Source organism: Algorimicrobium echini (genome assembly GCF_900115185.1).
GTDB classification, from domain to species: Bacteria; Bacteroidota; Bacteroidia; order Flavobacteriales; family Flavobacteriaceae; genus Algorimicrobium; species Algorimicrobium echini.
This window is the reverse complement of record NZ_FOVN01000001.1, coordinates 709,959-732,384: the sequence shown is the minus strand read 5'-3', so window position 1 is coordinate 732,384 and position 22,426 is coordinate 709,959. Positions and strand designations below refer to the sequence as shown.

Genomic DNA, 22,426 nt, shown 5'->3' with positions numbered 1-22,426 from the left:
TTGGTCTTGCAATATAAAAATAGTTTTTTACTAAAAATTACGGTTTTCCCGTAAATAATATATTAAGATTGTTTGTTATATATATTTAAAGCATAATAAAACAATTATATTTGCAAATTAGTTATCATGCTAGACAACAGGTTATGAAGCACATTAGAAATTTTTGCATTATTGCACACATAGATCACGGTAAAAGTACATTAGCTGACAGATTACTGGAATTCACCGGTTCCGTAACGGATCGTGAAAAGCAAAATCAGCTATTAGATAGTATGGATTTGGAGCGCGAACGTGGTATTACTATTAAATCGCACGCCATCCAGATGGATTACATTTACAAAGGTGAGCAATATGTTTTAAACTTAATTGATACACCAGGACACGTAGATTTTTCATATGAAGTTTCCCGATCTATTGCTGCTTGCGAAGGCGCCTTATTAATTGTTGATGCCGCGCAAAGCATTCAAGCCCAAACCATTTCTAACTTATATTTAGCTTTAGAGAACGATTTGGAAATCATTCCTGTTCTAAATAAAATAGACTTGCCAAGTGCCAATCCAGAAGAAGTTAAGGATGATATTGTAGATTTATTAGGTTGCCATCGTGACGAAATTATTCCAGCAAGTGCTAAAACAGGATTGGGTATTGAAGATATTTTAGCAGCCATTATTGAACGTGTTCCTGCGCCAAGTGGTACGGTAGATGAACCACTTCAAGCTTTAATTTTCGACTCGGTTTATAATCCATTTAGAGGTGTAGAAACGTATTTTAGAGTCATTAATGGCTCCATTAAAAAAGGGCAACACATTAAATTCATAGCCACAGGAAAAACCTATAATGCCGATGAAGTAGGCACATTGCGCTTGAAGCAATTTCCTAGAACAGAAATAAAAGCTGGCGATGTTGGTTACCTAATTACTGGAATTAAAGAAGCTAAAGAAGTTAAGGTTGGTGATACTATTACCGATGCAAAAAATCCAACAGTGAATGCTATTAGTGGTTTTGAAGATGTAAAACCAATGGTTTTTGCTGGAATTTATCCAGTGGATACAGAAGATTATGAAGATTTAAGATCGTCAATGGAAAAGCTGCAACTTAATGATGCCTCTTTAGTGTTTACACCAGAGAGTTCAGCTGCATTAGGTTTCGGGTTCCGTTGTGGATTTTTAGGTATGTTACACCTTGAAATTATTCAAGAACGGTTGGAACGCGAGTTTGACATGACGGTTATTACAACAGTTCCTAACGTGTCTTACCACGCTTATACACATAAACATCCAGAGGATGCAATTATTGTAAACAATCCTAGTGATCTGCCGGACCCTTCTTCACTTAACCGTGTTGAGGAACCGTATATTAAAGCTACCATTATTACCAAATCGGAATTTGTTGGAAACGTTATGTCTTTGTGTATTGACAAACGTGGTGTAATTACCAACCAAACCTATTTAACAACCGAACGTGTAGAATTAACTTTTGACATGCCATTAGCTGAAATTGTTTTTGATTTTTATGATCGATTAAAAACAGTTTCTAAAGGGTATGCTTCTTTTGATTATTCACCAATTGGCATGCGTGCCTCTAAATTAGTTCGTGTTGATATTTTATTAAATGCACAGCCAGTGGATGCACTTTCAGCTTTAATTCACGCTGATAATGCCTATACCATTGGAAAGAAAATAACCGAAAAATTACGTGAATTAATTCCAAGACAACAGTTTGATATTCCTATTCAAGCTGCTATTGGAGCTAAAATTATTGCCCGTGAAACCATTAAAGCGCTCCGTAAAGATGTAACTGCTAAATGTTATGGTGGTGATATTTCTAGAAAGCGTAAGTTATTAGAAAAGCAGAAAAAAGGTAAGAAGAAAATGCGTCAAGTTGGAAATGTAGAAATTCCACAACAAGCGTTTATGGCTGTATTGAAATTAAATGATTAAAAAATTCCCATCTCGATAGCTATCAAGATGCATAAGAATAAAAAAAAGCTCATATAACTATGAGCTTTTTTTAATAGTCAAAAATTCAGATTTAATTTCACGTTTTAAAGTCTAGTTCTGAATTTAATCAGTAATTAAAACTTTTAATTAAGGAAAAAGCATGTTAATTACTGAATTAACCTGTTAATTTAAAGGATTTTTTTTGCGGTTAGTATCTAATATTGCAGTAACTTATTTTATCCATTTAACTTCTTACTTCTTCAACAATTTTTTCAACATCTAAAGGTTTTCCTACATAAACTAATTCCCAACCCGATTCGATACGGTCTTCCATTTGGTTATTCGAAGAAATAATTTGAAGTTCGCCATTGGAATCTTTTAAAAATAGTGGAATGATTTCCTGGTCTTTTTTAGTTACTTCAATCAAATCTTTATAGTGGTCCTTGTCTTCTAAAGAAATTTCATGAATAGAAGGGTATTTATTAATAACAGAAGTTAATGAATTATAATCGTCTGTATGGGAAAACAAGCCTTGATCTGGACTGTTGTTGGTATCCTGCATTTCTGTAGCTGTAAGGAGTCTAAATGCACCATTTTCACCAAATTGTTTACTGAATTTATTTATGGCGTATTTATTAATATCCGAGCTTCCTGTTAAGGCCATGATATAGCCCATATCATTTAGTTCAATATTATCCATAAGCTTGTCGGAATATATATTGGTGTTTAAGGCTTCTAATCCTAATTCAGAAGCTTTAGCTATGTTACTTTGATTACTATCAATAAGAACCACGTGCCTTCCATGGGTTTCTAAATAATGACCTATTAAACGAGATACTTTAGAGGCACCTACAATTAAGATACCTTCAGACTTTGTTAAAAATACACCAGCTAATTTAGCAAACATACGTGCAGTTGTAGCGTTTAATAATACGGTTCCCAGAACAATCATAAACACTAAAGGTGTAATGTATTCTGCACCCTCTACTCCATCTTTAGCTAATTTTAATCCAAATAATGAAGCTATTCCGGCTGCAACTATACCACGAGGCCCAACCCAACTGATAAATAATTTTTCATTGAGTTTTAAATTTGAACCTTGTGTACTTAAAAACACGCCTAGTGGTCTTAGTACAAACACCACAACAGCAAAAAGAACTGCAGTATTCCAATTAAAAATTAGTAATAAGTCTTGGTAATTTATATTAGCGGCTAAAAGAATAAACAGAATTGAAATTAATAGAATACTTAAAGATTCTTTAAAATAAAGGAGCTCTTTTAAATACGGAGATTTAGAGTTCCCCAAAACCATTCCCATAACCACAACAGCTAAAAGTCCAGATTCATGTGCAAAGACATCAGAAAGCACAAAAACCCCTAAAACAGCTGCTAATGCAAATACATTCATTAAATAATGAGGTATCCATTTTCTATTCATTATAAAGTTTAGTGCATGTGCAAATGTGAAACCAAAGGTAAAACCAAAAAGCACTATTTTTCCAAATTCAATAAAAGCTGTTTTAGTGTATTCACCACCAGCATCTACACTAATAAACTCAAAGACTAAAACGGCTACTAATGCTCCAATAGGATCTATTAAAATACCTTCCCATTTAAGAACGGCTGAGACATCTTTTTTTAGTGGAATATTTCGTAAAATAGGCGTTATTACGGTTGGTCCTGTAACAATTATCAAGGCAGAAAATAAAAATGAAATTTCCCAACTTAAATAAAATATATAATGAGCCGCAACTGCTGCTCCAAAAAACGTAACAATGGATCCAACAGTTATTAGTTTTGTAATAGCAGGTGCCACATTTTTAATTTCGCCCATCCGCAAGGTGAGTCCGCCTTCAAAAAGAATGATACTAATGGCTAAAGACACGAAATAAAACAAACTTTCGCCTGGAAACAATCCTTTTTCACCATTCCAAATAGGTTCAATCCATTTGGACCCATCAGCTGATAAAAATTCAGCAGCAATAGGACCTACTAACAAGCCAATTAAAATTAAAGGTAGAATAGCCGGTATTTTTAATTTCCAAGCTACCCATTGTGCTAAAATGCCTAATATGATAATACCGCCTAATTCTAACATATAATATTTATTTAAATTCGATTTTAGATGGTCGTATTTATTATTAAATCTAACAAAAAACAATGGAGAGTTCTAAAAATAAACTTGTAAAAATTCTAATTATTTTTAAAACTAATACATCTAAAAACGGTTCTTCTATTTTTATTTGGGTCGTAAAATAAGGTTTTTTATTCAACGTCAATAAATTTTCTGTTGATAGTGTGTTATAAAATCTATAAAATATTGATTTTAAAACGGAAAGAAATAGGGAATAATAAAAGACGCTGCTACCCAAATTATAAAGTTTAAAGGGGTTCCTACCTTTAAAAAGTCGTTAAACTTATAATTACCTGGCGCATAAACCATGGTATTTGTTGGATAACTCATAGGTGTCATAAATGTTAAAGAACAAGCAAACATAACAGCTACTAAAAAAGGCCGTTCGCTTACTTCCATGATAGATGCTAAACTTATAACTACAGGAGTCATTAGGGCAGCTGTGGCTTTACTTGAAATTAAATTTGTGGAAATAAAAGTCACCAAGTATAGCAAACTTAAAGTAATATGTGCATCATATTGGCCAAACGTTTTTTCAATAACATCAGCAATTAAAGTGGCTCCTCCTGTTTTTTCTAAAGCGGTTCCCATAGATAGGACACCTGCCATCATAAAAATAACTTTCCACTCAACGGCTTGATAAGCTTCTTTAGGTTTTAAAATGCCTGTTAAAATCATCAGTAAAGCACCAATCATAGCACTTATTAAAATAGTGGTTAAATTTAATGATGCTGCTAAAACCACACCTATTCCAATCAACACGGCTGGAATGGCTTTTTTATAATTGGTGTTTTTCTTCTCGTATTCCGAAAGTGTTACCACTAATTTCTGATTCTCTAAATTTTTAAGTTCGGTTTTACTTCCTAACACTAACAACATATCACCTTCCATTAATGGAATAGAAGTTAGCTTATCTAATAACACATCACCACGTTGACGGATTGCTAAAACAGCCATATTGTAGGTCCGATTAAAACGCATGGATTTTAATGAGCCTTCAGCTAAATTAGATCCAAAAGGAATAATAACTTCATAAATATGGTAGGCTTCTGCAGCATCTTCAGCACTTTTAATACGCTGACTTCCTTCTACCTGATACCCTTTAATATCTAGTAATCTATTAATGGTTTGAGGAGGGAGCATCACCTTAAGAATATCTCCTTTTTTAATAATGGTTTCGGGTTTTAAATCGTGCATTAAATAATTATCTCTTAAAATAGATAAAACAGATATGTTGTAGTCGTTTGTTAATATGGATTCTGAAATTAATTTATCAATATCACTACAATCTTCCGCAACCATTAATTCGGTTATATATTGTTTAGCTTCAAGTGTTAAGGCATCTGGTTTTTTATTTTTAGGAAGCAATAATGGACTGATAAAAAAGATATATAAAAATCCCACAATTAATAAGCAAACAGCAGCTTGGCTAAACTCGAACATCCCAAAAGGTTCCAAGCCATACTGCTTGGCATAACTACTTACCAAAATATTTGTAGAGGTCCCTATTAAAGTACAGGTTCCACCAAAGAGCGCAGCAAAAGAAATAGGCATGAGTAATTTTCCTGGGCTAATATCCGTTTCTCGGCAAACAGTTAAAGCAATAGGCAACATGAGTGCCACAACAGCCGTATCATTGATAAACGCAGAGAATAATGCCGTGATGACGCAGAAAACAACTAATGCTACCATGTAATGAATTTTAGCTAGCTTAATGATTTTATAACTCAACCCATCTAAAATTCCGGAATGGAACACACCACCACTTACCACAAAAATACAACCCAAAGTAATGGTTGCTGGATGGTTAAATCCTGAAAAGCCTTCTTCAGGATTTAGCACACCTGATACAATAAATAAAGCCATAATAAGTATGGATGTTGTATCAATAGAGAAATAGTCCTTTACAAATAGAAAGACACCAATAATTATAATGGCAAACGTAATCATGAGGTGTATACTCATAAGGCAACGTATTAAGTATTTCTACATAAAATTAATCATCGTTTTTGGATTCGGACATGTAGTATAAGCGTTTTAAACTCTTTTTTAGTAATACAAAACGATACACACCAATTACAAAAAAAAGTGCACTAAAAACTAATGATAATAAAGCTAAATATTGAAAATCAGGAAAATCTTTAAGTTGTAAAAACGCAATACCACCCAATAATAAATACAAGGACGATCTGATATAGGATAACAAGGTTCTTTCATTGGCTAAACGCGTGCGTTCAATAGCTAAATAATCTCTTAAAATCACCTCATCATCTGGTTTAAAATCACGACCAAACCGAAGTAATTTCATTTTTTTTATTTTTAAAGGTGAGGGTGTTTTCATAATTTCCTTTTTATAAAATTAGATTAATTTTTCACAGCAACAAATAAAACCTAAATCTTCTTTACGTTTTAAAATGTTAAAAAACCTCTAATATCAGACCATAATTTTCAGTAATATGGTGTGAATTTGTAATTTGCATGCTTATGAAATTATATCCTATAAATTCCGGTAATTTTAAACTTGATGGAGGCGCCATGTTTGGCGTGGTACCAAAATCACTTTGGCAAAAAACCAACCCAGCCGATAGCAATAATATGATTGATATTGCCGCACGTTGTTTATTAATTGAAGATGGTAATAAACTGATACTTATTGATACTGGTATGGGCAATAAACAAAGTGATAAATTTTATGGCTATTACTATTTATGGGGAAATGACTCCATAGATAAGTCATTAAAAAAACATGGATTTCACCGTGATGATGTTACAGATGTGTTCATGACACACTTACATTTTGATCATTGTGGTGGTAGCATACAATGGAATAAGGACAAAACCAACTACGAGCCAGCTTTTAAAAATGCCCATTTTTGGAGCAATCAAGATCATTGGCAATGGGCCACAAAACCAAATAATCGGGAAAAAGCCTCATTTTTAAAAGAAAACATAATTCCCATGGAGCAAAGTGGACAATTGAAATTTACACAAGTTCCAAATGGAGATATGCAACAGAAATCAGAATTAGGTTTCGATATTTTCTATGCCAATGGCCACACCGATAAACAAATGATTCCTATAATTCACTATAAAGGAAAAACCATTTGTTTTATGGCCGATTTGTTACCAACTGCAGGACACCTGCCATTACCCTTTGTTATGGGGTATGATACCAGACCATTACTGACATTAGACGAAAAAGAAAAATTTCTGAAAATGGCAGCAGATAATAATTATTACCTATTTTTGGAGCACGACGCACACAATGAAATAATTACAGTAAAAAACACGGAAAAAGGCGTGCGATTACAAGACGTTTTTACCTGTAATGATATTTTTAACTAAACTTATATTTTAAACATGAAATTTATTAAATCGTTTGTATTTACAGCGAGTATCGCTGCAGTAATGACCAGTTGCGGTAGTGGTGCCGAAGTTATTTCGACACCAATAGAAAATATTGATACTGTACCTCTAAAAGTCAGTGATCTTACAGAAGCTGAAAAGCAAAATTGGGGACATTTAGACCTTGTTAAAGATACGATTCCGGGTATGAGTGTTGATAAAGCATATGCTGAAATCATTAAAAACAAAAAAGGTAAAACAGTAATTGTTGCAGTAATCGATTCTGGAATTGATATTGGCCATGAAGATTTAGATGGTGTTCTTTGGACAAATGAAGACGAAATTGCTGGAAACGGTATCGATGATGATAACAATGGTTATATTGATGATATTCATGGATGGAATTTTTTAGGTGATGCTTACGATGAGCAATTGGAATTTGTTAGAATTATTGCAAAAGGCGATAAATCTAATCCTCAATATGAAGCAGCCGTAGCCGAATATGACGAAAAATATCAAGAAGCTTTAGCCAACAAACAACGTTATGACCAAATTTACCAAATGGTAAAAAGTGCAGATGAAACCGTTGCAACACATTTAGGAAAAGAAGAATACACAAAAGAAGAAGTAACTGCCATAGAAACAGATAAAGCAGAGGTAAAACAAGCTACAGCTATGCTACAAAATATGTATGCTAATGGTTTCAATTCTTCAACTGCTGCCCTAAAAGCAATAAAAGAAGGTGTAGATTACTTTACAGACCAATTAAACGTTAATTTGAACAAAGATTTAAAAGGCCGTAAAACAGGTGACAATCCAGACGATTTATCGGATGTAGGATACGGAAATGGCAATGTTATGCCTTCTGAAAAAGGGGAAAGTCATGGAACACATGTTGCAGGAATTATTTTAGCTGAACGTAACAATGGTTTAGGCGCAAATGGTGTTGCAAATAATGCACAATTAATGAGTTTACGTGCCGTTCCAAATGGAGATGAGTATGATAAAGATATTGCTTTGGCTATTCGTTATGCTGTTGATAATGGAGCCGAAATAATTAATGGAAGTTTTGGAAAATACTACTCACCACATAGTGATTGGGTTCGTGATGCTATAAAATACGCTAGTGATAACGATGTGCTTTTTATTAATGCTGCTGGAAATGAAGGTATTGATATTGACGAAACTAATGTGTTTCCAAACGATGCTATAGGAACAGGTCCAGAAGTATCTAAAACCTTTATAACTGTTGGTGCGTTAGAGCCAAAATATGGTTCTGGAATCATTGCTGGTTTCTCTAACTATGGTAAAATAAATGTGGATGTATTTGCACCAGGTGCTAAAGTATATTCAACCACTCCAGAAAATGAATACGATACAAAAGGTGGTACCTCAATGGCTGCACCTGCTGTTGCTGGAGTTGCTGCTTTAATTCGCTCATACTATCCAAAATTATCTGCTGAACAAGTGAAACAAGTAATTTTAGATTCTGGAATAGCTGTTAAAACAAATGTAATTGTAGGTGGAGAAGCCACTGATGTCAGACCTTTTGGCGATTTAACAAAATCGGCTAAAATGGTCAATGCATACAACGCATTAATTATGGCAAGCCAAATAAAATAGATATTACTACAAAAAATCTCATCTTAACCGATGGGATTTTTTTTACTTAAATTATACATATTATGAAAAAACTCATGCTATCCATTGGCTGTTTAAGTCTCTTATTCGCTTGTAGTACTACAAGCCCAATAACGGCACAAAATCCAGCTACAAAATCCAATAATCCTTACTATTGGCAACAACATGTTGATTATAAAATGGAGATTGATATGGATGTGGAATCCTATCAATATCAGGGAAAACAAACATTAGTGTATACTAATAATTCACCCGATGTATTAAATCGTGTGTATTACCATTTGTATTTCAATGCCTTTCAGCCTAATAGCGAAATGGATATTCGTTCTAGAACTATTGCTGATCCAGATGGTCGTGTAGGTGATAGAATTAGTAAACTACAACCTCATGAAATTGGTTATATTAAAGTCAACTCTTTAAAACAAAACGGAACAACTTTAAAACATGAAACTGTTGGTACTGTTTTAGAAGTACAATTAGCAAAGCCTATTCAACCCGGAGAATCTGTAACGTTTGATATGGATTTTGATGGCCAAGTGCCTGTTCAAATTCGTCGTTCAGGAAGAAATAATAAAGAAGGGGTGGCTTTATCCATGACACAATGGTATCCAAAATTAGCTGAATACGATTTTGAAGGCTGGCATGCCGATCCTTATATTGGTCGTGAGTTTCACGGTGTTTGGGGTGATTTTGATGTGAAATTAACCATTGATAAAGACTACGTTGTTGGTGGAACAGGTTACCTTCAAGATGACGTAAAAACAAAAGGGAAGAAAAAAACACTACATTTTGTTGCACCTATGGTTCACGATTTTACATGGGCAGCAGATCCAGATTATATTCATGATTCAGTGCAAGTCCCTAATGGGCCAATGCTACATTTTTACTACAAAAACACTTTGGATGCTGAAAAGCAAGCAGATTGGAAAAAATTGCAACCAAAAACGGTTGAACTTATGCAATATTTTAGTGAGCATATAGGCACCTATCCTTACAAGCAATATTCGGTTATTCAAGGTGGTGATGGAGGTATGGAATACGCCATGTGTACTTTAATTACAGGTAATCGTTCGTTTGGTAGTTTAGTTGGTGTAACGGCTCATGAATTAGCACATACATGGTTTCAGTTTTTATTAGCAACTAACGAAGCGAAACACGAATGGATGGATGAAGGTTTTACAAGTTATATAAGTGATTATGCTATGAATGAAGTTATGGATGAAGGTAAAGAAAATCCAACTTCAGGTGCTTACAGAAGTTATTTGTTTTTAGCAAAATCTGGCAAAGAACAGCCTTTAACAACACATGCAGATCGTTATACCTATAATCAAGCTTATGGTATTGCTGCTTACAGTAAAGGCGAAGTTTTCTTATCGCAACTAGGATATATTATTGGTGAAGAAAATTTAAAAACAACCCTTAAAAAATACTTTAATGACTTTGCTTTTAAACATCCAAAACCTTTAGATATTATTCGTACAGCTGAAAAAGTAACCGATTTTGAATTAGATTGGTACCTAATTGATTTTGCTCAAACTACTAACACCATTGATTATGCAGTAGATAGTATTACCGATAAAACCGTATCTTTAAAACGAATAGGTATTATGCCAATGCCTATAGATTTAACGGTTACCTATACCGATGGCACCACAGAAGATTTTTACATTCCACTACAAATGATGCGTGGCGAAAAACCAACAGAAGCCACTATAATTGCAGATTGGGCTTGGGCAAATCCAAACTACACGTTTGAGGTTTCTAAAACTGTAAAATCGGTTGAAATAGACCCAAAACAATGGGTTGCCGATGTTAACAGAGACAATAATAAATTAGAAAAGTAAATTTATTTTTTTAAGTGTTCAAAAAGCTGCTTTTTTAATGAAAGCAGCTTTTTTTTATGCTTACTTTGTACCTTTGAAACGGCATGGATAGAACCTACAACAAACACGAAAAATTAAAAAGTAAAAAACTGATAGATAAACTCTTTACCGAAGGGCAATCGGTTTCTGCATATCCATTACGTATGGTGTATATTGAAACCACACCTCAAAATACCGATGGTCCAATAAAAACAGGCGTTTCTGTATCTAAAAAACACTTTAAAAAAGCAGTGGATAGGATCCGTATAAAACGCCTTATGCGTGAAGCCTACAGATTAAACAAAACCACATATTTTAACAACATTACAACATCATATGCGTTTATGATTTTGTACATTGGTAACAACAAACCAACGTATAACCATGTGGAGCAGTCCATGAATAAACTATTTAAAAAGTTTACAAACGCCATGCATAAAGAAACTAACAATGAAAAAAATACTTAAAAAGCGCATATTAATCCCTTTTTTTGCGCTCACTATTTTCATAACAGGTTCGGCATTTCAAAACGATTTTTTTGAAATAGCCAAGCAAATTGAAATCTTCACCACATTATACAAAGAAATTAATATGAATTATGTGGATGAAACCAATCCTGCAGAATTAATGGATACTGCCATTAAAAGTATGTTGAAAGATTTGGATCCCTATACCCAATTTTACAATGAACAAGATGTAGAAGCTGAAAAAATAAGACGTACAGGCGATTATACAGGTATTGGTGCCAACGTGCGTACCATGAAAGACAAATTAATTATCATAGAGCCTTACAAAGACTATCCAGCTGATAAAGCCGGTTTAAAAGCAGGTGATGAAATTATAAAAGTTGAAAATACCGTTATAGCAAATTATAAAGATGATGCTGGCGATTTACTAAAAGGTACCAATGGTTCTCAAGTAAACGTAACTTATTTGCGACAAGGAAAGGAATTTACTACAAAAATAACCCGATCGGAAATTGAAATTGATGCGGTTCCACATTTTTCTCTAGTCGATGATAAAACAGGATATATTGTACTGAATAAGTTTAATAATAAAGCATCTCAACAAACAGGTTATGCCTTACGCGATTTAAAAGCTCAAGGTGCCGAACGTATAATTTTAGATTTACGTGGTAATCCTGGTGGTTTACTATTAGAAGCTGTAAATGTGGTGAATTTATTTGTACCTAAAGGGCAATTAGTAGTAACCACAAAATCTAAAGTCAAAAAATACAATCGCTCTTACTACACCCAAAAAGAACCAATAGACACCAACATACCCTTGGTCGTTTTAATTAATGGTGGTAGTGCGTCTGCCAGCGAAATTGTTTCTGGTTCCTTACAAGATTTAGATAGAGCAGTAATTGTCGGTTCTAGAAGTTTTGGAAAAGGATTGGTGCAAAGGCCTAAACCATTATCTTATGGAACACAGCTTAAAATTACCATTTCACGATATTATACGCCTTCTGGTCGTTGTATTCAAGCTTTAGATTACTGGCATCGTGATGAAAATGGAAACGCCGTGCGTATAGAAAAAGATAAATACAACGAATTTAAAACCAAAAATGGTCGTAAGGTTTTTGATGGTGGAGGCGTTTTGCCTGATGAAACTTTAAATGTAAATGAAAATACAGCCATTACAAATGCCATTCAGAACGACTTTTTAATTTTCGATTATGCTACCGATTATTACTACAAACATCCAAATTTAAATGTTACGGATTTTGAATTGTCTGATGCCGATTTTAATAACTTTAAAACTTACTTAAAAACCAACGACTTTACATACGTTACAGAAACCGAAAAAGCTCTGGAAGATGTCCTAAAAAGTGCCGAAAAAGAAAATTTGGATGATAATATTCAAAAAGACTATAACACGCTAATTAGTAATTTAAATAACTCCAAAGCACTAGCTATTGATGAGAATAAGGACGATTTATTAACACTATTAACAGATGAAATAGTGAAGCGTTATGTATATCGCGAAGGCTTATATGACTATTATAAAGTTCATAATTTAGAAATAAAAAAAGCAGCTAGCATCTTATCGAATCCTGGTACGTATAATGGTTATTTAAAATAATTTAAATATATTGAGATTCATTTGCCCTTTTAGTAATGAAAACAAGAATAGTCATCCTATTTTTTATTGGTTTCAACTGGCTTTTTTCGCAAGAAGAGCGCAGGCATATTGTATTTTTTGAAACCGATCAATACGTGGTGTTACCCACGGAAGAAAGTCGTTTGCTGTTATTCCTATCCGAAATTGAATCTTTAGACATCGAAAAAATTTCCATTTATGGTTTTACAGACGATACAGGAAGCGATTCCTACAATTTAAAACTCTCACAATATCGTGCTAACTCTATTAAAACCATTTTCTCTAATAATGAGTTTGACGAGACTAAAATTACTAATGTAGATGGGAAAGGTGAAGTGTTATTAAAAGTTTTAGATGAAGAGAATATAGCCAAAATTCGTGGTTTAAACCGTAAGGTTGAAATCCGCGTAAAACCCTACTCGCCTCCAAGAACAGAAGCCGATTTAGTAAAACCTAAAAAAAAGGAATTTTCTGAAGCATTAAAAGGTGATGTAAAAGCTGGAGATAAGTTTTTATTAGAAAATATTTTATTTAAAACAGGTTACAGTTATTTATTACCAGAATCTAAAAAAACTTTAGAGAAAATTGCTGAAACCCTCATTGAGCGAGACGACATCTATTTTACCATTCAAGGGCACGTATGTTGTACACAAAATCGTCGCGATGCGGTTGATAGAGCAACAAATAAGCAAAATTTATCAGTTACTAGAGCTAAATTTATTTACGATTATTTAGCACGAAAAGGTGTGGATAAAAAGCGCATGAAATACGTAGGTATGCGTGGAAGATTCCCTTTAGGTGGCGAAGCCAAATTTGACAGACGTGTGGAAATATTACTAACGTATGTTGGTGGGAAAAATTAGTTATGTGTAATGTAAAAATTACACCCTGAATTCAATACACATTAAAAAAAAACTATTTTGAAAATAATAATAAATTCAGCTATATACTCGTTATTTAAGTATAACATATTAACTTAATATCAATCAAAATGAAGAAAAATCTTTTTAAAATTTTTATTCTATCATCTATTTTTACAACACTCGGATTTATAATGGATGGTGATCCTAAAGAACCAAGTATGTTAATGAGGTTTGTTGAATTTTTCGCAATGATTGGAACAATATTTTTATTATTTTCTTTAGTATATTTTATTACTACGTTTACATTTAAAAAAATAGTGGGCTAAATTGTACCAAAATTTATTAATGTCTGTTTCATTATTTGATAAAAAATTGAAAAGTTACAATGTGTGATTTTTTATTATAAAAGAGAAATGTTAAACGGACATTAATTTTAATTTTTAACCATTCCAATATGTGGAATACCATCCTCCAAATACCCATCGCCAACCTCCTGAAACCCTAAATTAGTATAGAATGTTTTTAAATACGTTTGTGCAGAAATCTTAATAGTGGTTTCGTTATACGTATTTTTTATGGCTTCCATAGAAGCTCTCATAATATCATAACCATATTGGTGTTTGCGTTCGGTTTTTTTAACAACAACTCGACCAATACTCGCTTCATCAAAATAAAAACCAGGTTTAAAAATACGTGTGTAGGCTACCAATATATCGTTTTTAATACCTAAAACATGAAGCGCTTTAGCATCTTTTCCATCTATATCTTGATACACGCAATCTTGCTCCACTACAAAAACTTCACTTCGTAATTGTAATATTTGGTATAACTCATTGATTGTTAATTCCTGAAATGTTTTGGTATAGATGTTTAACATGTATTATGTATGTTTTAAAACTTAATCTTGTTAATCTTGAACTATCACTTCTTTAGGATCTTGCTTTTCAAATTCTGGTTGAATGGTTACATGATTGATATCAAATTCATCATGCAAAACCTGTTCAATTGATGTTAATAAGCTATCGAATTCAGTGATGGATATATCTTCATATAAATCTAAATGTGCTTCCAAATGCAACTCATTATCACTTAAATTCCAGATATGAACATGGTGCAATTTTTTTACTTTTGGTATTTTATTAACCGTTTTAACCACCTCTTCAATGTCAATATGATCTGGTGTAAAAAGCATAATCATTTTGGTGGAGGTTTTTAATAAATCCCAACCAACCCAAATTAAATATACAGCAATTAGAAAGGTTAACACACTATCTATCCAAAACAACTGGTAATATTTCATGAGCAAGCCTCCAATTAAAACAGCCACACTTGCCAACATATCAGTTAGCAAATGCAAATAAGCTGAACGCATATTAAGATTTGATTTGGAATCTTTTTTAAGTAATAGCACCGAAAAGCCATTGCCTAAAATAGCAATAGCTGAAAGCCAAATAACCAAACCAGATTCTATAATTTGTGGTTCTTGAAAACGTATAACAGCCTCTTTAATAAGAATTAATGCTACAATTATAAGCGTAGTAGCATTAATAAAAGCCGCTAAAATTTCAGCACGTTTAAAACCAAACGTTCTATTAACAGACGCTTTTTGTTTGGTAAGTTTGGAAGCAACGTAACTAATAATTAGTGATATAACATCGCTAAAATTATGGAGGGCATCACTCAACAACGATAAACTTCCAGAAACCAAACCACCAATAACTTGTGCTAAAGTAATAAGGATATTAAGAAGAATGGAAATTAGTAAGTTTCTTCCTCTCATTTCCAGATGCTGGTGGTTGTCTGCATGCGTATGACCCATTTCATGCTAATTTTAATTTGGAATTAACAAGAAACTGGAATTTTATCCACACGATTTTGATGTCTACCACCTTCAAAAGCCGTTTCTAAAAACGTATCTACCATTTGTATAGCTTGCTGAACGGCAGTATAACGAGCTGGAATGCTTAAAATATTAGCATCGTTATGTTGTCTGGCTAAAGCTGTAATTTCTTTCGTCCAACATAAGGCGGAACGCACACCTTGATGTTTATTTGCAGTCATGTTGGCACCATTTCCAGATCCGCAGATAATGATTCCAAAATCTACTTTTTTAAGTTCCACATCTTCTGCTACAGGATGTACAAAATCTGGATAGTCTACGCTATCGTTAGAATCTGTTCCGTAGTTGGTAACCTGATGGCCTTTAGCTTCTAAATGCTTTACAACAGCTAGTTTATAATCGGTTCCTGCGTGATCGTTTCCTATAGATATTTTCATTTTTTATAACGTTTAGAATCTCGTTAAAGGTAAAAAAATAAACCGATATCTTTAAGTTTAGATAGTTTGAGTATATCCGTTATTTTTTAATGAATTTAAAGTTGGTACCAGAATCTATTCTCAAAAAATAAAGTCCTGATTGTAATGAGTTAATTGGAATATTTTCTTGAGGTATAAGCGTTCCAGATTGCATTTGTTTGCCTTGAAAATCTAAAATACTATAATTTACATTTTGCTGTAAACCTGATATTTGTAAAAATTCTGAACTCGGATTAGGGTATAATTTCAAAGATTCAGTTTGAATTTCATTTAAAGTTAATGTAGAGCAGTCCGTGCTGTAAACAACATCATCTACCACATCGGGCCAATTGTTAGTGGCGTAATCAACGTCATCAACACTAATACACTCAAGACTAGTCCCTTCAATACTTATGTCTAAATTGGTGTTATTTCCATTGCGTAAGTCCAAATTACTAATACCTGAATAGTAAAACGTTAAGGTTGTTAAATTAGGGCTATTTTGTAAATCCAAACTCCTTACCCCTCCGTTATTAAACTCAATGGTTTCTAAATTTATTAAATCATCTGTATTTAAAGCAATATCTATAAAAGAGCCATTTACAAAACTAATATCAGTTAAATTACTACAATTTGTCAAATCCAAACTCGCTAAATCATAATTCCAATTAAAATCTAATGAGGTTAGATTAGTACAGCCATTTAAAATAAGTGTGGTCAAATGAGTTCTATAAAAACCCAAAGCAGTAATTGCGATATTCCCACTTAAATCCAAAACATTGATGGATGTTTCGTTTATATTAATTAAGGATAAGGCGGAACAACCAGTAATGTCTAAAGTTTGAATATCAGCTAGATTTGCATAAAGCCACGTAAGATTACTTTTACCATTTAAATCTAAATTTAATACACCACTATAGGACATATCAATGGTTTCCAATAAATTATTAGAATTCAAATCTAATATATCAAAGTTAGTATGGGAAATATTTAAGTTTTTCAAATTAACACATCCTGAAACATCAAATGTGTCAATATTAAGGCTATAAGACATATCAATATCTTCCAAAAGTGCTAATCCCGTTAAATCCACATCTATCAAATTAGTGGTTTGTAGTGCTTCAAAAGAAATTAAAGACGTAAAATCTTGAATTCCTGTAATATCAGAAATACTGGTATAGGAAATATCCAAACTCGTTACAGTTGCCACATCACTACTTAAAACTTGACCATCTAATATGCCTTCACTATCAATAGATTCGGTTATTAATAATTGTTCAAATTCAGCATCTGGAATACTGGTATATTGTGCCAGGACCAATGGACTAAAAAGTAAAAAAAGAGATGTGCTTAAAAAATAGGTGTAGCATTTTTTCATTTTAAAATGGATTAAAACGTTAGTAAAAATTTATAATGCTATTTTAACTTGATAAAGAAATTAGAGTGAGGGAGAATTTCTCATAGCGTAAATATATAAAAATATAACTATTTGATTATAAGATTATTAAATTATTTACTTACCAAAAATATGAAATTATTAATAAGTACCTTTTAAAAACTCATAACCTGTTCATAACTGTTCATTAAATTCTAATAGATAAATTTTTAAAAGTCAATTAATTTTTTCAAGCAAAAGTCAGCACTAATAAACCAAAAAAGTTAGCTGTTTTTTTTGGACAAGTTTTAAGACCTTGAATTATCATTTATAAACACCAAAATGTAAAATACTTGTCAGCTTTTATCTATTAACATCGGTTATTAACAGTTGTTAATAGTATTAAAAATAGAGCTAAAAATGAACTTGTTACGCGTGTATTAATTGTTAACTAGGTATCAATAAATTGTAAACTACGTAGTATCAAAATAAAATTGCATAAAGTTATACCTCTATTAACACACTATAATAACCATTATTATTTTTTTAAAATTTTAAAAGAAAAAGATGATTATCTATATATATGTGGATAACTACTTTTTTTAAAATTTTACTGATTTATAAAAGATTTAAGAAGCATATTTAAAATAGGTATGTTATTTATATATTAAATAAAACAATCTAAATTTCCATTTAATATTAAAACCGTAGCTTTGCATTAACTTAATACGTTTAGTAACCTATTCACTATTAATAATTAAAGTGAAAGCGTTAATCTCTTCCTTAAATGTATTATTTTTATAAAACTATAAGATTCCTTTCCAATAGTTATCAAGATTCAAAGGAATAAAACGATTACAATTTAAATGACAAAAAAGAAACACAGGAAACCTTCAAATAATAAGATTTCCAATTTGACAAATACAATCTTAAGTATCTTAAAAAAAGACAGAAACCAATCCTTTAACTATAAACAAATTGCTGCTAAAATTGGCGTTAATGACGCTAGTAGTCGCAATCAGATTATAAAAAAACTACAGCAACTTAAAGCAAAACAAGAGATTGAAGAAGTAGAGCGCGGAAAATTTAAAGCTATCATAACAACCGAATACCATACTGGTCGTGTGGATATGGCATCCAGAGGCGCTGGTTATATTATTTCAGACAATTTTGAAGACGATGTATACATTGCTTCAAACAATATGAATAAAGCCCTTCATGGCGATGAGGTAGAATTTTATGCCTACAAACGGTTAAAAAATGGCAAGCGTGAAGGCGAAATTACCCAAATTATTAAACGCGCTAAAACGGAATATGTTGGTGTTATCCAACTCCATAAAAACTACGCTTTTGTAGTAGTTGATAGTAATAAAATGTATACCGATATTTTTGTTCCTATTAATAAAACCAAGAAAGCTAAAGATGGCGATAAAGTATTGGTTTCATTAGAAGAATGGCCAGAAAAAGCCGATTCACCTAATGGAAAAGTGATAGAAGTTTTAGGAAGACCAGGTGAACACAATACCGAAATTCATGCTATTTTAGCTGAATATGGGTTGCCATTAGAATTTCCGAAAGAAGTAGAGGATTTTGCTAATAAAATTGATACTTCCATAACTAAAGAAGAAATTGCCAAACGTCGGGATATGCGTGAGGATTTAACCTTTACCATTGACCCGAAAGATGCCAAAGATTTTGATGATGCTCTATCATTTAAAGTGTTGGATAATGGACTTTATGAAATTGGTATTCACATTGCAGATGTGTCCCACTATTTACAACCAGGAACCATTTTAGATGATGAAGCCTATGAGCGCGCAACTTCAGTTTATTTAGTAGATCGCGTGGTACCAATGTTACCAGAAGTCTTATCTAATAATGCCTGTTCTTTGCGTCCACATGAAGAAAAATATACGTTTTCAGCCGTTTTTAAAATGAATGAGAAAGCGGAAGTGGTTCACGAGTGGTTTGGTAGGACGGTAACTTATTCAGATGCGCGTTTTGCTTACGAAGAAGCGCAAGCCATCATTGAAAATAACACAGTTTCTGAAAAAGCAGAAATTTCATCCATTAATACCACTATTCCTGCTGAAGTAGCTATTTCAGGTAAAACCTATCAAACAAAGCCAGAAATAGCAGAAGCCATTATAAAAATGGATGCGTTTGCTAAAAAAATGCGTTCAAAACGGATGCGTTCTGGGGCTATCTCTTTTGATAAAGTAGAGGTGAAATTTGATTTGGATGATAATGCAAATCCAGTAGGTGTGTTCTTTAAAACATCCAAAGATGCTAATAAAATGATTGAAGAATTCATGTTATTAGCCAACCGAAAAGTTTCTGAATTTGTAGGGAAACAGAAAAAAACTTTTATTTACCGCGTTCATGATGAACCCGATGAAACTAAATTAGCTGCACTTCAAAATGTGGTGAGTCGTTTTGGTTACAAATTAAATTTTAAGGATAAAAAAACGGTATCCGCATCGTTAAATAATTTATTAAGTGATGTTGTTGGAAAAAAAGAACAAAATTTAGTAGATACCTTAACCATCCGAACCATGAGTAAGGCAGAATATACCACTCATAATATTGGTCACTACGGACTTGCCTTTGATTACTACAGTCATTTTACATCGCCTATTCGTCGGTATCCAGATGTTATGGCTCATAGATTATTACAACTGTATTTGGATGGTGAAAAATCTGCCAATGCAGATATTTATGAAGATAAATGTAATCATTCCAGTAATATGGAAAATTTAGCCACCAAAGCAGAACGAGATTCTATTAAATACATGCAAATTCGCTTTATGGAAGACCATAAAGATGAAGAGTTTGTTGGCGTTATTTCAGGCGTTACCGATTGGGGAATATATATAGAAATTATTGCAAACAAATGTGAAGGTATGGTAAGTGTTCGTGATATGAAAGACGATCATTATCAATTTGATGAAGATCATTATGCACTAATTGGAAAAAATTCTAAAACCATGTACCAATTAGGAGATGAAGTCGTTGTTAAAGTAAAAGATACGGATTTAGTTAAAAAACATTTAGATTTTTACCTCATAGGAAAACATCAGGAATAGTTTTTGTAACGTGTATTTTTAAATTTTTAAAATAATTTTTAAAATAATTCTTTTTAATCTATTATTTTTTCGGAATATTTATATTTAAATATCCCTAATTACGGCCTATCGAAAATTTATCGTAAAATTTGAAATGAAGATGTCATAAAATTTTAGGCTGTTGGAGCAAGCTAAATTTTGGAGTATTCGAAGTTTTTTAAACAAGTTCCTAAAATTTAGACATCGAATGAAAAATTTAGATATAGGGTTCGTAAGCCTAGACTTTTTTGTTTCTTTTTTTGGCAATGAAAAAAAGAAAGGATTATTATATAAACGGTTTTTCAAATTTATATCTATTTTAAATAAAATTTCTTTTTCAACTCTCAATAACCATGAAAAAATTGCTTTTTGCACTCGTTTTAATCGCATTAATAACCCAAATAAGTCAAGCTCAAACTGAAAAAATGCTAGGCGATTTTAATGAACTAAAAGTTTACGATAGGATAGAAGTTGCCTTAATAAAAGCCGATGAAAATAAAATTATCATTTCAGGTAAAAACACCGAAGATGTCGTTATTGTTAATAAAAACGGTAAATTAAAAGTAAGAATGTCTCTTGAAAAACTATTTGATGGAGATGAAACTACTATTGAATTACACTACAAACAAATTGATATTATTGACGTCAATGAAGGAGCTTTTGTTGGCTCGAATGATATTTTTAATCAGTTTGAAATAGATTTAAATGCACAAGAAGGTGGCAGTATAAAACTTATGGTTCAAGATATTACGTTTTTAGAAGCTAAAGCCGTTACAGGTGGCGTTATTCGCGTGACTGGAACTACTAAAAATCAGGATATTGATTTATCAACAGGTGGATCCTTTCTAGGTAAAGAATTAGAAAGCGAAACAGCAAAAGTGGTTATCCGAGCAGCCGGTGAGGCGCATATAAAAGCATCTGAAAAAGTAGATGCCAAAGTACGTGCTGGAGGTAGCGTATATATTTATGGAAATCCTAAATTGGTTGAAGAAAATACCGTTTTTGGAGGAAAAGTAATTCGTAAGGATTAATACCTAGGTTTTTCATAAATTTGTACAAATTGCTTTTCAAAATTTATGATTGATGATATTTTAGCAGCTATTCCTTTTGGAATACTTTTATCCTTTACCATTGGACCTGTGTTTTTTGTTCTCCTAGAAACCAGTGCCACTAAAGGTGTTAAAAGCGCTTTAATATTCGATTTTGGTGTAATTCTAGCTGATATTTTCTTTATTCTTGTTGCTTTTTATAGCACCACAAAACTTCTCGATAAAATAAAAGATGATCCAAATTTTCTAATTTTTGGAGGTGTATTATTAGCTGTTTACGGATTTATATCGTTTACTAAAACTGCCAAATCCTTTCGAGATATTGTTAGGGAATTTCATACCGTTGAATTAAAAAAGAACTTCGGAAAACTATTTATAAAAGGCTTTTTACTAAACTTTATCAATATTGGTGTGTTATTAGGTTGGCTAGGGTTTATAGTAATAGGGAACTCACTAACGGAAACAGATCATGGATTATTTGTGTTTTTAGGGACCATTCTAGCCGTTTATTTTTTAGTGGATTTACTTAAAATAGTAGCCGCAAAAACACTTAAAAATAAACTAACACCTAGACGTATTTTTAAAACGAAAAAGATTGTTTCGTTAGTAATTATGGGATTTGGTATTTTACTGCTTTTACAAGGTTTTTTTCCTAATGAAAAAGAACGTTTAAAGAAGAAATTGGATGATATAGAGCTTTTTAAATCAGAATAAT

The 22,426-nt window shown here is 32.4% G+C and carries 17 protein-coding genes; 10 read left to right on the top strand and 7 right to left on the bottom strand.

Annotated features, from left to right (window positions below; translation table 11 throughout):
* Positions 1 to 143 precede the first annotated feature (143 nt).
* A complete protein-coding gene (gene lepA / locus BM239_RS03380; RefSeq protein WP_092206218.1) occupies positions 144 to 1,940 on the top strand; it encodes a translation elongation factor 4 in 1,797 nt (598 codons plus the stop codon).
* A 244-nt stretch (positions 1,941 to 2,184) separates the two neighbouring features.
* Here lepA and BM239_RS03375 read toward each other — a convergent pair whose 3' ends face one another.
* The 3 genes from BM239_RS03375 to BM239_RS03365 all read right to left on the bottom strand — a co-directional run bounded on the left by BM239_RS03375 (position 2,185) and on the right by BM239_RS03365 (position 6,415).
* The gene (locus BM239_RS03375) at positions 2,185 to 4,038 is read right to left on the bottom strand and encodes a cation:proton antiporter (RefSeq protein WP_092206217.1); all 1,854 of its coding nucleotides are present in this window, start codon (positions 4,036 to 4,038) and stop codon (positions 2,185 to 2,187) included.
* Between the two features lie 228 nt (positions 4,039 to 4,266).
* The gene (locus BM239_RS03370; RefSeq protein ID WP_092206216.1) at positions 4,267 to 6,039 is read right to left on the bottom strand and encodes an SLC13 family permease; all 1,773 of its coding nucleotides are present in this window, start codon (positions 6,037 to 6,039) and stop codon (positions 4,267 to 4,269) included.
* A gap of 31 nt (positions 6,040 to 6,070) precedes the next feature.
* On the bottom strand, positions 6,071 to 6,415 hold the full coding sequence (locus BM239_RS03365; RefSeq protein WP_317042713.1) for a DUF202 domain-containing protein: 345 nt from the start codon (positions 6,413 to 6,415) through the stop codon (positions 6,071 to 6,073).
* Positions 6,416 to 6,558: 143 nt separating this feature from the next.
* On the opposite strand from BM239_RS03365, the gene BM239_RS03360 reads away from it, so the two are divergent.
* From BM239_RS03360 to BM239_RS03335, 6 genes are all read left to right on the top strand, one after another.
* Positions 6,559 to 7,419 (top strand): MBL fold metallo-hydrolase, encoded by an 861-nt coding sequence (locus BM239_RS03360; protein ID WP_092206215.1) that lies wholly within the window; start codon positions 6,559 to 6,561, stop codon positions 7,417 to 7,419.
* A gap of 15 nt (positions 7,420 to 7,434) precedes the next feature.
* On the top strand, positions 7,435 to 9,042 hold the full coding sequence (locus tag BM239_RS03355; RefSeq protein ID WP_092206214.1) for a S8 family peptidase: 1,608 nt from the start codon (positions 7,435 to 7,437) through the stop codon (positions 9,040 to 9,042).
* Positions 9,043 to 9,104: 62 nt separating this feature from the next.
* Positions 9,105 to 10,904: a M1 family metallopeptidase gene (locus BM239_RS03350; RefSeq protein ID WP_092206213.1), complete on the top strand. Its 1,800-nt coding sequence runs from the start codon at positions 9,105 to 9,107 to the stop codon at positions 10,902 to 10,904.
* Positions 10,905 to 10,987: 83 nt separating this feature from the next.
* Positions 10,988 to 11,389 (top strand): ribonuclease P protein component, encoded by a 402-nt coding sequence (gene rnpA, locus BM239_RS03345; protein ID WP_092206212.1) that lies wholly within the window; start codon positions 10,988 to 10,990, stop codon positions 11,387 to 11,389.
* The gene (locus tag BM239_RS03340) at positions 11,373 to 13,007 is read left to right on the top strand and encodes a S41 family peptidase (protein WP_092206211.1); all 1,635 of its coding nucleotides are present in this window, start codon (positions 11,373 to 11,375) and stop codon (positions 13,005 to 13,007) included. Before rnpA ends, BM239_RS03340 begins: the two co-directional genes overlap by 17 nt.
* A gap of 35 nt (positions 13,008 to 13,042) precedes the next feature.
* On the top strand, positions 13,043 to 13,888 hold the full coding sequence (locus tag BM239_RS03335; protein WP_092206210.1) for an OmpA family protein: 846 nt from the start codon (positions 13,043 to 13,045) through the stop codon (positions 13,886 to 13,888).
* A 433-nt stretch (positions 13,889 to 14,321) separates the two neighbouring features.
* On the opposite strand, the gene BM239_RS03325 is transcribed toward BM239_RS03335, so the two are convergent.
* The 4 genes from BM239_RS03325 to BM239_RS03310 all read right to left on the bottom strand — a co-directional run bounded on the left by BM239_RS03325 (position 14,322) and on the right by BM239_RS03310 (position 17,561).
* Entirely contained in the window at positions 14,322 to 14,765 is a 444-nt protein-coding gene (locus BM239_RS03325) for a GNAT family N-acetyltransferase (RefSeq protein ID WP_092206208.1), read from the bottom strand.
* A gap of 30 nt (positions 14,766 to 14,795) precedes the next feature.
* On the bottom strand, positions 14,796 to 15,707 hold the full coding sequence (locus BM239_RS03320; protein ID WP_092206207.1) for a cation diffusion facilitator family transporter: 912 nt from the start codon (positions 15,705 to 15,707) through the stop codon (positions 14,796 to 14,798).
* A gap of 23 nt (positions 15,708 to 15,730) precedes the next feature.
* Positions 15,731 to 16,165 carry a ribose 5-phosphate isomerase B gene (gene rpiB / locus BM239_RS03315; RefSeq protein ID WP_092206206.1) on the bottom strand — a complete coding sequence of 145 codons (435 nt, stop codon included), beginning with the start codon at positions 16,163 to 16,165 and terminating at the stop codon, positions 15,731 to 15,733.
* 79 nt (positions 16,166 to 16,244) lie between these two features.
* Complete coding sequence (locus BM239_RS03310; RefSeq protein WP_092206205.1) at positions 16,245 to 17,561, bottom strand: T9SS type A sorting domain-containing protein; 1,317 nt, start codon at positions 17,559 to 17,561, stop codon at positions 16,245 to 16,247.
* Positions 17,562 to 18,424: 863 nt separating this feature from the next.
* Here BM239_RS03310 and BM239_RS03305 point away from each other — a divergent pair.
* The 3 genes from BM239_RS03305 (at position 18,425) to BM239_RS03295 (ending at position 22,425) form a co-directional block, all read left to right on the top strand.
* The gene (locus BM239_RS03305) at positions 18,425 to 20,644 is read left to right on the top strand and encodes a ribonuclease R family protein (RefSeq protein ID WP_092206204.1); all 2,220 of its coding nucleotides are present in this window, start codon (positions 18,425 to 18,427) and stop codon (positions 20,642 to 20,644) included.
* A 371-nt stretch (positions 20,645 to 21,015) separates the two neighbouring features.
* A complete protein-coding gene (locus BM239_RS03300; protein ID WP_092206203.1) occupies positions 21,016 to 21,693 on the top strand; it encodes a head GIN domain-containing protein in 678 nt (225 codons plus the stop codon).
* Positions 21,694 to 21,738: 45 nt separating this feature from the next.
* A complete protein-coding gene (locus BM239_RS03295; RefSeq protein ID WP_092206202.1) occupies positions 21,739 to 22,425 on the top strand; it encodes a LysE family translocator in 687 nt (228 codons plus the stop codon).
* The last annotated feature ends 1 nt before the right edge of the window (position 22,426 follow it).

What these genes read in the sequence shown, in the direction of transcription:
- lepA (WP_092206218.1), top strand. Translation starts at nt 144, where the DNA reads ATGAAGCACATTAGAAATTTTTGCATTATTGCACACATAGATCACGGT.
- BM239_RS03375 (WP_092206217.1), bottom strand. Translation starts at nt 4,038, where the DNA reads ATGTTAGAATTAGGCGGTATTATCATATTAGGCATTTTAGCACAATGG.
- BM239_RS03370 (WP_092206216.1), bottom strand. Translation starts at nt 6,039, where the DNA reads ATGAGTATACACCTCATGATTACGTTTGCCATTATAATTATTGGTGTC.
- BM239_RS03365 (WP_317042713.1), bottom strand. Translation starts at nt 6,415, where the DNA reads ATGAAAACACCCTCACCTTTAAAAATAAAAAAAATGAAATTACTTCGG.
- BM239_RS03360 (WP_092206215.1), top strand. Translation starts at nt 6,559, where the DNA reads ATGAAATTATATCCTATAAATTCCGGTAATTTTAAACTTGATGGAGGC.
- BM239_RS03355 (WP_092206214.1), top strand. Translation starts at nt 7,435, where the DNA reads ATGAAATTTATTAAATCGTTTGTATTTACAGCGAGTATCGCTGCAGTA.
- BM239_RS03350 (WP_092206213.1), top strand. Translation starts at nt 9,105, where the DNA reads ATGAAAAAACTCATGCTATCCATTGGCTGTTTAAGTCTCTTATTCGCT.
- rnpA (WP_092206212.1), top strand. Translation starts at nt 10,988, where the DNA reads ATGGATAGAACCTACAACAAACACGAAAAATTAAAAAGTAAAAAACTG.
- BM239_RS03340 (WP_092206211.1), top strand. Translation starts at nt 11,373, where the DNA reads ATGAAAAAAATACTTAAAAAGCGCATATTAATCCCTTTTTTTGCGCTC.
- BM239_RS03335 (WP_092206210.1), top strand. Translation starts at nt 13,043, where the DNA reads ATGAAAACAAGAATAGTCATCCTATTTTTTATTGGTTTCAACTGGCTT.
- BM239_RS03325 (WP_092206208.1), bottom strand. Translation starts at nt 14,765, where the DNA reads ATGTTAAACATCTATACCAAAACATTTCAGGAATTAACAATCAATGAG.
- BM239_RS03320 (WP_092206207.1), bottom strand. Translation starts at nt 15,707, where the DNA reads ATGGGTCATACGCATGCAGACAACCACCAGCATCTGGAAATGAGAGGA.
- rpiB (WP_092206206.1), bottom strand. Translation starts at nt 16,165, where the DNA reads ATGAAAATATCTATAGGAAACGATCACGCAGGAACCGATTATAAACTA.
- BM239_RS03310 (WP_092206205.1), bottom strand. Translation starts at nt 17,561, where the DNA reads ATGAAAAAATGCTACACCTATTTTTTAAGCACATCTCTTTTTTTACTT.
- BM239_RS03305 (WP_092206204.1), top strand. Translation starts at nt 18,425, where the DNA reads ATGACAAAAAAGAAACACAGGAAACCTTCAAATAATAAGATTTCCAAT.
- BM239_RS03300 (WP_092206203.1), top strand. Translation starts at nt 21,016, where the DNA reads ATGAAAAAATTGCTTTTTGCACTCGTTTTAATCGCATTAATAACCCAA.
- BM239_RS03295 (WP_092206202.1), top strand. Translation starts at nt 21,739, where the DNA reads ATGATTGATGATATTTTAGCAGCTATTCCTTTTGGAATACTTTTATCC.